Origin of the sequence: Geminicoccus flavidas (genome assembly GCF_009806515.1) — a bacterium.
Classification (GTDB): Bacteria; Pseudomonadota; Alphaproteobacteria; order Geminicoccales; family Geminicoccaceae; genus Geminicoccus; species Geminicoccus flavidus.
Map to the genome: position 1 here is coordinate 1 of NZ_WUJP01000611.1, position 8,452 is coordinate 8,452.

The following is an 8,452-nucleotide window of genomic DNA, read 5'->3' on the forward strand; positions in this document are numbered from 1 at the left end:
CTCGCCGTCCGGCTGATGACCTCCGCGCTCGCAGCGCATGTGCTGGTCCATCTGCTGGGGCTGCCGCAGGGTTTTTGGGCGGTGATCACCGCGATCATCGTGACCCAGAGCAATGTCGGCGGCTCACTCAAGGCAGCGCGCGACCGGTTGCTGGCGACCCTGCTGGGGGCGCTGTGCGGGCTCCTGGCGGTGGTGGTGCTGCCGCCCCCAGGGCCGGCCGGGATCGGCACCTTCCTCCTGGCATTGGTACCCACCACGCTTGCCTCGGCCACCAGCCCGGTCTTCCGGATCGCACCAGTTACCGCGGCCATGATGCTGATGTCGCCCAGCCACCTGCCCCCGCTAGAACTCGGGTTCGAGCGGGTGCTGGAGATAGCGCTCGGCGGCCTGGTCGGGATCGGGGTAGCGCTGACCGTGCTGCCCGCGCGGGCGCATCGCGACCTGCGGGATGCGGCCCGCGAGGTGCTGGGGCAGATGGCGCTGATGTTCGAGCCGCTCCTGGATGGCCTGTCGGGTGCCCGCGACGACGCGGCGCTGCGCCCGCGCCACCGCAGGATCCGCACCATGATCGCCAAGCTGGAGGGGCTGGCCGAGGAGGCGCGCCGGGAGCGGCTGGCCCGACTCACCGAGGAGCGCGACCCCGATGCGCTGGTGGCGGCCATCCGCCGCCTGCACACCAGCATCCTGCTCCTCGGCCGTTCCACCCTCCGGCCCTTGCCGGAAACCGCCGCCGCCATCCTGGACAAGCCCCTGCGCGACGCGGCTGCCAGGCTCCGCGACAACCTGACGGCAGTGGCAGATGCCGTGGTGCGGCGGGAGCCGCCGCCCGACCCTGCCGGGATCGACACGGCGCTGCGCCTGATCGACGAGAGCCTGGGCGAGCTGCGCGCCGCAGGGGTGATGCGCACGCTCACGATCGAGCAGTTGCAGAGCCTCTATGCAGTGGCCTTCGCGTTCGCCCAGCTCCGCCGCGACCTGATCGAGCTGCACACCCGCTCAGGCGGCGCGGAGGCGGGCGCCGCCTGAGCCAGGGCCGGCTCGCCTAGGGAGTCGCGTGGTTGACCGCTGTGTGACTGTCCTTCTCCATCTCGTCATAGGCGGCAAGAGCGAGATCGAGCAGATGGTCGGGGTCGGCGGGACCGACGAGCACGCAGCGCAGCGCGTCTTCCGGCCAATAGAAGAGATTGACCTCGCCCGAACGGAAGAAGCGGAACTCGGGCGGTGCCGACCGGTCGGCCCAGAGCAGGAAGAGGGTGAAGCGGGCGCCCGCCAGGTCCTCGTAGACGAGCTGGACAGCCTTCCTGTCCCTGCCGCCCATGACCGTCCGCCCACCCAGGAGCCGCAGGCCCACCGCGGACAGATCCGGTACGCGCACCGGATGCCCGAGTTCCTGCGCAAGCCAGGCGAGCAGCCGCGTCTGGCCGTCCGGCCCAGGCTCGAGCGGTGCGGCCTCCGCCAGATCGCGGTGTGCCCGTGCCGCCTCGCGCGCCAGGTCATCTCCCTCCGTATTGGATAGCGGCACGAGGCCGCGGCCGATCCAGCCGGCACCGCCGCCGGCCAGCAGCCCCGCCGCCGCAGCCACGGCCAGGCGTCGGAGCGCCTGGCGCCGGCCCAGCACCCACCTGCTCGGTCGCAGCCTCGCCGGCAGGGGCTCCGGCGGCTCGCCGTGCAGCTCCCTGATCAGCTCGTTCTGGCGCCGCCACAGGGCGACCTGTTCGCGGGCCTCGGGATGGTGTGCTAGCCACTCCGCCACGATCGCCACGCGCTCCGGTGGCAGGCGGCCGTCGGCATGGGCGTGCAGATCCGCCTCACCGACCGGTTCGGGCGGGGCGCTCACTTGACCCTCCGCAGGGAAGGCCCGGTCTCGCCCGCGAGAAACCTGCGCAGATGCTCGCGGCCGCGGGACAGGCGGGACATCACCGTCCCGACGGGTACGCCCAGGGCATCGGCACATTCCTGGTAGGACAGGCCGGTGAGGGCCACCAGCAGGACGACGTAGCGCTGCTCCTCGGGCAGGAGGCTCAAGGCCCTCTCCATCTCGCGCAGCTCGATGCGGGCATCGTGGCTGCCGCCAGCCGGAAGATCGGCGGCGCGGTCGATCGACTGAAAGACCGGCCGCGCCCGGCGGCTCCGGATCTCGTTGGCGTAGATGTTGTGCAGGATGCGGAACAGCCACGGCCGCAGGCCCTGTCCACCACGCCAGAGATGCCTGCGGCTGAGCGCCCGCTCCAGGCAGTCCTGCACCAGGTCGTCGGCGCCGTCGCGATCGCGGAGCAATGCACGGGCGTAGCGGCGCAGGCTCGGCACGCAGCTCTCAAGCTCGGTCAGGAAGTCCATGCGCCACCCGGTCGACCCGGCGGATGAGCGCCACCCCTTGCCGACATCGCCAGCTCCGCCCGAAGCGCCGCTCACGAACGTCCTATCTTCGTCAACACCTGGAGCGGCAGTTTATTCCACGCCTGCCGCCATTCCGTCATTCCGTTCGCCGGCGGCCAAAGGCGCGTCGTCGGGAGACGGAAATGGAATAAGCGGCAGGCCCAGGTGTTGACGATATCGGAAGGCCCTTCTGCCAGCGGCAAGAAGGGCCGAGGCGACGACAGGGAGGGCTGCGACAAGGTCCATGCTGGCGGTGGCCGGTTGCCCGGCCGGAGCAGCCATGACGCCGGTTGTTCCAGAAGCGCAGTTTCTGTCGGGACCAGCAACGTCGATGCGGCATCCAAGGGTGTCACCACCGGCCCGGCTCGACCTTCATGGAGGCCGGCGTGGCTGACGCCGCGACAAGAAATTGGGGCGGAAAAACATGGGATCACGCCGTGATAGTTGGATCGCCCCAGGCCGAAGCCGCCACGATCGAGGAACTATTTGATACAAGCTATCGATGATTGTCCTCGCGTGGCGGCTTCATCATTCCCCCCGGCGTCCTCGCGCTTGCACGGGGGAAGCCTCAGCCGGTCAACTGCTCCAGAAGATCAAGGGCGCGAAGCACGGTCGCCGCCCGCACCGCCGCCCGGTCGCCCGGGAAGACGACCCGCTCGTGAACGACCCTTCCATCCCTGGCGGCGGCTGCCAGATGCACCAGGCCCACGGGCTTGGCCGCGCTGCCGCCGCCGGGCCCGGCGATGCCGGTGACGGCGACCGCAAGGTCGGCAGCCGAATGGGCCAGGGCGCCATGGGCCATCGCTCGGGCGACCGGCTCGCTTACCGCGCCATGGCTAGCCAGCAGCTCGTCCGGCACGCCCACCATCGCCGCCTTGGCCTCGTTGGAATAGGTGACGAAGCCGCGGTCCACCACGTCGGAGCTGCCCGGGACGGCGGTGAGCACGCCCGCGATCAGCCCGCCCGTGCAGCTTTCGGCGGTGACCAGGCTCAGGCCCCGGGCGCGGCAGGCCGCGAGCAGCCGCTGGGCCTTATCGAGCAGGTCCGCATCGATGGTGATCATCTAGAGATAGGCTCCCGCCAGCAGCACCAGGATCCCGGCATAGATGCCGGCCACCAGGTCGTCGGTCATCACCCCCAGCGAGCCGTGCACCTTGCGGTCGATCCAGGATGCCGGCCAGGGCTTGACGATGTCGATCACCCGAAAGCACAGGAAGGCGACGACCACGCCGGCCACGGTGAGCGGTGCCGCGGCCAGGGTCAGCCACTGCCCCACCACCTCGTCCAGCACGAAGTCGTCCGGGTCGGGGTGCTCCGCGGTGACCAGGTAGACGCCGCCCAGCACCACGCCGGCGCCGTAGAGCAGCAGCGCCAGCACGCATAAGGAGATCGGGCCGAACGCCCAGTGCAGCGCGATCCCGAACGGCAGGGCCGCCAGCGAGCCCCAGGTGCCCGAGGCGGGCTTGAGGTAGCCGCTGCCGAACCAGGTGACGAGCAGTTCCACCCCCTTGGCCATCACGACGGGAAGCTGACCGTCACGACGGCCTGTGCAGCGATGCCCTCCTGGCGGCCGATCGCACCCAGGCCCTCCATGGTACCGGCCTTGAGCCCGATCCGCCGGGGCTCCAGGCCCAGGATCTGGCCGAGCCTGGCCTGGATCGCCTGGCGGTGCGGGCCGATCTTCGGGCGCTCGGCCATGATCGACAGGTCGGCATGCTCCAGCCGGCCGCCCTGCTCGGCCACCAGGGCCAGCGCATGGCGGACGAACTGGTCGGAGGCGGCACCGCGCCAGCGTTCGTCAGAAGGTGGGAAATGCACGCCGATGTCGCCGGCACCCACCGTGCCGAGCAGGGCGTCGGTCAGGGCGTGGAGGACCACGTCGGCATCCGAATGGCCGGCCAGGCCGAAGGGGGCAGGGACCTGCACTCCGCCCAGCCAGAGCGGCCGGTCGGCCGCGACCGCATGGATGTCGAAGCCCAGGCCGGTGGCATAGCGGCGCTGGCCAGCGCCCAGCAGCCGGGCGGCGAGGCCGAGATCGTCGGGATGGGTCACCTTCAGATTCTCCTCCTCGCCCCTGACCCAGGCCACGGTGCCGCCGGAGCGTCGGACCAGCTCGACATCGTCGGTGATGCCGTCCGCCCGGGCATGGCGGCGGTGTGCCGCCAGCACGGCGGTGAAGCGGAAGCCCTGCGGGGTCTGGGCGCGCACCAGCCGGTCGCGCGCCACCTCGCCGGTGACCACACCGCCCTCGACCGAGCGCAGGGAATCCACCACGGGCAGGCCCGGCAGCACCGCGTCGGCATCGTCCAGACCCGCCAGCACCCGGTCGATCAGCGCCCCCGTCACCAGCGGCCGCGCCGCGTCGTGAACGAGCACCCGGGCCGGCGCCTGCCCTGCCAGGGATTCCAGCCCCGCCAGTACCGAGGCCTGCCGGGTGGCACCGCCCTCGACCGGCGGCAGCAGTGGCAGGCCGGCCGTGGCCTCGCCGTACAGCTCCTCCTGGCCGGGTGCGATCACCACGCGGATGCCGGCGATGGCCGGGTGGGCGAGGAAGGGCCGCATGGCGCGGCGCAGGACCGGCTCGCCCGCCAGCTCCAGATATTGCTTGGGTCGGGTGCCGCCGAAGCGCTCGCCCTGACCGGCGGCGACGACGAGCGCGATGCAGTCGGGTTCGGACATGGCCGGAAGGTTACCCGGAGCAGGCGGCCCCGCCCAGGCACCGCGGCATGATTCTTCCGCATCGGCGCGATGCGGCCGGGAGGTGTCGGCGTCGCTTGCGCCGCAAGATTTCGAGGAATAGGTTGCCTATGGAACGGGCACAGAGGGTAGGTTGCTTATACGGTGCGCAACACGACGATGATGGAACGATCGCCAGGGGCGGCACAGCCGGCACCGGTCAGCGCAGCGCAGCTGCTCGCCAACCTGCCGAGCCCCCTCTTCGTGGTCGATGGGGATGCCCGGCTGGTGACGGTCAATCCCGCCGCGGAGCAGTTGTTCGGCGCCTCCCTGAACGTGCTGGTCGGCCGGCCGCTCTCGGACTTCATGCCGGCGCACGCCACGATCCTGGACCTGATCCGGCACGTCTCGACCGGGGGTGCCTCCGTGTCCGAGTACGGCGTCGAGCTGGCGCTGTCCAAGGGCGAGACCGTGCTGGTGGACAGCCATATGAGCCCGGTCGTGGAGAACCCCGGCCATGTGCTGGTCATCCTCCATCCCTGCTCGGTGGCGCGGCGGCTCGACCAGCACCGGGTGCAGCGCGGCTCGGCCCGCTCGGTGGCCACGCTCGCGGCGACCCTCGCGCACGAGGTCAAGAACCCGCTCTCCGGGATCCGCGGCGCCGCCCAGTTGCTGGAGCCCACCATCCCCGAGGAGGACCGGCCGCTGGTCCAGCTCATCTGCGACGAGACCGACCGGATCTGCGCCCTGGTCGACCGGATGGAGGAGTTCAACGCCGGCCGGCCGGTCGAGCGACGGCCGGTCAACATCCACCAGGTCCTGGAGCATGTCCGCCGCATCGCCGAGCACGGCTTCGCCCGGCGCCACCGGATCATTGAGCATTACGACCCGTCCCTGCCCCATGTGGAGGGCGACCGCGACAAGCTGATCCAGGTGTTCCTGAACCTGGTCAAGAACGCCGCGGAGGCGGCCCAGCCGGACGGCGGCACCATCACCCTCACCACCACCTACCAGCATGGCTGGCGCATGGCGCTCGGCACCTCGCGCGAGCGGCTGCACCTGCCGATCACGGTGGAGGTGAAGGACGACGGGCCGGGCGTGGCGCCGGACGTGGCCGACCATCTGTTCGAGCCGTTCGTGACCAGCAAGCCGCGCGGCACCGGGCTGGGCCTGGCGCTGGTCGCCAAGATCGTCCACGACCATGGCGGGGTCGTGTCCCATCATCCCGGCGACCCGGGCGCGGTATTCCGCGTCAGCCTGCCGGCCAACCGCTCCGCCGGCCGGGGCGCACGCGATACCGAAGAGGCCGCTTCCCGATGAACGACACGACGATCCTCCTGGCCGAGGACGACGCCGCCATCCGCACCGTGGTCAGCCGGGCGCTGGCCAAGCAGGGCTGGCGGGTGCAGGCGACCTCGGCCGCCTCGGCCCTGTGGCGCTGGGTCGCTGCCGGCGAGGGTGACCTCGTCATCACCGACGTGATGCTGCCCGACGAGAACTCGCTGGACCTCCTGCCCAGGATCCGCGCGACCCGGCCGGACCTGCCGGTGATCGTGATGAGCGCGCAGAACACGCTGCTGACCGCGGTGCGCGCCACCGAGCGGGGTGCGTTCGAATACCTGCCCAAGCCCTTCGACCTCGGCAACCTGACCGCCGCGGTGCAGCGGGCACTCGCCCAGCCCAAGCGCCGCAACGGCGCTGCGGCCGACGTCCTGAGCGGCCTGGACGACAACTTGCCGATCATCGGCCGCTCCTCGGCCATGCAGGAGATCTACCGGATCATCGCGCGCCTCACCGGCACCGACCTCACCGTGCTGATCGCGGGCGAGAGCGGCACGGGCAAGGAACTGGTCGCCAAGGCGCTGCACGAGTTCGGCAAGCGCCGCAACGGCCCGTTCGTCGCCGTGAACATGGCGGCGATCCCCAGGGAGCTGATCGAATCGGAGCTGTTCGGCCACGAGAAGGGGGCGTTCACCGGCGCCCATGCCCGCCGGGTCGGGCGGTTCGAGCAGGCCAATGGCGGCACGCTGTTCCTGGACGAGATCGGCGACATGCCGCTGGAAGCGCAGACAAGGCTCCTGCGCGTGCTCCAGCAGGGCGAGTTCCTGCCGGTGGGCGGGACCCACCCGATCAGGACCAACCTGCGCATCGTGGCGGCCTCGCACCGCGACCTGCGCCAGATGGTGGCCCAGGGGCTGTTCCGCGAGGACCTGTTCTATCGCCTCAACGTCGTGCCAATCCGCCTGCCGCCTTTGCGCGAGCGGGCCGACGACATCCCGGCCCTGGTCCAGCACTTCTTTGCCAAGGCGGCGGCCGAGGGGCTGGCGATCAAGAGCCTGACCCCGGAGGCGATGATCCGGCTGAAGGCCCATCCCTGGCCTGGCAACGTGCGCGAGCTGGAGAACCTCGTGCGGCGGCTGGCGGTGCTCTACACCGACGAGATCCTGGCCGAGGACACGATCGCGTCCGAGCTGGAGCAGGCCGGGGACCGGCCCTCCGCGGGCGCCCAGAGCGGCCAGCCGGCCGGCGGCGGCGATGCCCCGGTCGTCGAGGAGACCCTGTCCGCCGCGGTCGAGCGCCACCTGGAGCGCTGGTTCAAGGCCCATGACGGCGGCCTGCCGCCCGATGGGGTGTATGACCGGGTGCTGCGCGAGATCGAGCGGCCGCTGATCGGCAAGGCGCTCTCGGTCACCCGCGGCAACCAGCTCCGTGCCGCCGACCTGCTCGGCATGAACCGCAACACGCTGCGCAAGAAGATTCGCGAACTGGACATCGTCGTCTCCCGCGCGCCATGATCCCGTCATTCTCGGGAAGACGACGGGCCTACCTCTCCTGCTGAGCGGAATCTCCATCACCAAGCCGTCCTTTTGGCGGCGCATCGTGGCCATTGCCCAGGATCCGCGTCTGGCCAAGCTGCTGGTGGCGGTCGCCGTGGTATGCGGGATCACCACCTGGGCGGTCCTGACCGGCAAGGGGCCGGCTGGGCTCGACACGGGCGGCGTGCTGGTCCTCCTCTGCGTGGACCTCGTGCTCGTGCTGCTGCTGAGCGTGGTGGTGGCAAGGCGCCTCGTCCGGATCTGGGCGGCCCGGCGCAAGGGCAGCGCCGGCTCCGGCCTGGAAGGGCGGCTGGTCGCCCTGTTCGGGCTGCTGGCGGTGACCCCGGCGATCGTGGTGACGCTGTTCTCCGTCTGGTTCCTCCATGTCGGCGTCAATGCCTGGTTCAGCGATCGGGTGCGCGAGGCGGTCGACACCTCCCTGCAGGTCGCCCAGGCCTATCTGGAGGAGCACCGGGAGAACATCCGGGCCGACGCGCTGGCGATGGCGGCCGACATCAACCGCGAAGGCCGCTATGGCCGCAGCCTGCAGGACCTGGTCGAGGCGCATGCGATGGTGCGCTCGC

Annotated in this window: 8 protein-coding genes and 1 pseudogene; 4 read left to right on the plus strand and 5 right to left on the minus strand. The window is 71.0% G+C overall.

Annotation, left to right across the window (positions count from 1 at the left end; genetic code table 11):
* Positions 1-1,026: FUSC family protein (locus EQG76_RS17245; RefSeq protein ID WP_159715630.1), on the plus strand; the 1,026-nt coding region annotated here is incomplete at its 5' end.
* Between the two features lie 16 nt (positions 1,027-1,042).
* Here the strand turns inward: EQG76_RS17245 and EQG76_RS17250 are convergent.
* From EQG76_RS17250 to EQG76_RS17270, 5 genes are all read right to left on the minus strand, one after another.
* Positions 1,043-1,837, minus strand: coding sequence for an anti-sigma factor family protein (locus EQG76_RS17250; RefSeq protein ID WP_159715631.1), 795 nt, complete (start codon positions 1,835-1,837; stop codon positions 1,043-1,045).
* Positions 1,834-2,412, minus strand: coding sequence for a sigma-70 family RNA polymerase sigma factor (locus tag EQG76_RS17255; protein ID WP_235031417.1), 579 nt, complete (start codon positions 2,410-2,412; stop codon positions 1,834-1,836). Before EQG76_RS17255 ends, EQG76_RS17250 begins: the two co-directional genes overlap by 4 nt.
* Positions 2,413-2,944: 532 nt before the next feature.
* Positions 2,945-3,439, minus strand: coding sequence for a CinA family protein (locus tag EQG76_RS17260; protein ID WP_200840884.1), 495 nt, complete (start codon positions 3,437-3,439; stop codon positions 2,945-2,947).
* Positions 3,440-3,892, minus strand: a complete 453-nt coding sequence (locus EQG76_RS17265) for a phosphatidylglycerophosphatase A family protein (RefSeq protein ID WP_159715632.1) — start codon at positions 3,890-3,892, stop codon at positions 3,440-3,442.
* Positions 3,892-5,055 (minus strand): bifunctional 2-C-methyl-D-erythritol 4-phosphate cytidylyltransferase/2-C-methyl-D-erythritol 2,4-cyclodiphosphate synthase, encoded by a 1,164-nt coding sequence (locus EQG76_RS17270; RefSeq protein WP_159715633.1) that lies wholly within the window; start codon positions 5,053-5,055, stop codon positions 3,892-3,894. The genes EQG76_RS17265 and EQG76_RS17270 overlap by 1 nt, the downstream gene beginning before the upstream one ends.
* A 177-nt stretch (positions 5,056-5,232) precedes the next feature.
* Between EQG76_RS17270 and EQG76_RS32980 the strand changes: the two genes are divergently transcribed.
* The 3 genes and pseudogenes from EQG76_RS32980 to EQG76_RS17285 all read left to right on the plus strand — a co-directional run.
* Complete coding sequence (locus tag EQG76_RS32980; RefSeq protein WP_159715634.1) at positions 5,233-6,372, plus strand: two-component system sensor histidine kinase NtrB; 1,140 nt, start codon at positions 5,233-5,235, stop codon at positions 6,370-6,372.
* Positions 6,369-7,847 carry a nitrogen regulation protein NR(I) gene (gene ntrC, locus EQG76_RS17280; RefSeq protein WP_159715635.1) on the plus strand — a complete coding sequence of 493 codons (1,479 nt, stop codon included), beginning with the start codon at positions 6,369-6,371 and terminating at the stop codon, positions 7,845-7,847. Before EQG76_RS32980 ends, ntrC begins: the two co-directional genes overlap by 4 nt.
* Positions 7,848-7,932: 85 nt before the next feature.
* Positions 7,933-8,452 (plus strand): annotated as a pseudogene (locus EQG76_RS17285) (sensor histidine kinase NtrY-like); the annotation flags it as partial.